Raw genomic sequence first — 433 nt, forward strand, 5'->3', positions numbered from 1 at the left:
GCATTGGGCGGTTTGTCGTTTGGTGCGCCAACTGAAGGCGAAATTGTCATTGCCGAAGAAATCGCCAAAATCATGCCGTCCGTCGAGCAGCTGCGCCTTGTCAGCTCCGGTACGGAAGCAACGATGACCGCCATCCGTTTGGCACGCGGTTTTACCGGCCGCGACAAAATCATCAAGTTTGAAGGCTGCTACCACGGCCATTCCGACAGTTTGTTGGTGAAAGCAGGCAGCGGTCTGTTGACGTTTGGCAATCCTTCTTCCGCCGGCGTGCCTGCCGACTTTACCAAACACACTTTGGTACTCGAATACAATAATATCGCCCAACTGGAAGAAGCCTTTGCACAAAGCGGCAATGACATTGCCTGTGTGATTTTGGAGCCTTTTGTCGGCAATATGAATCTGGTTAGGCCGTCTGAAGCCTTTGTCAAAGCCT

At 52.2% G+C, this 433-nt stretch carries 1 protein-coding gene; it reads left to right on the top strand.

The genetic code is table 11. The features are described 5' to 3' along the window. Positions 1–433: aminotransferase class III-fold pyridoxal phosphate-dependent enzyme (locus tag ACTHTY_RS12160; RefSeq protein WP_440367884.1), on the top strand; the 433-nt coding region annotated here is incomplete at both ends.

Origin of the sequence: Neisseria sp. P0019.S002 (assembly GCF_051957155.1) — a bacterium.
Classification (GTDB): Bacteria; Pseudomonadota; Gammaproteobacteria; order Burkholderiales; family Neisseriaceae; genus Neisseria; species Neisseria perflava.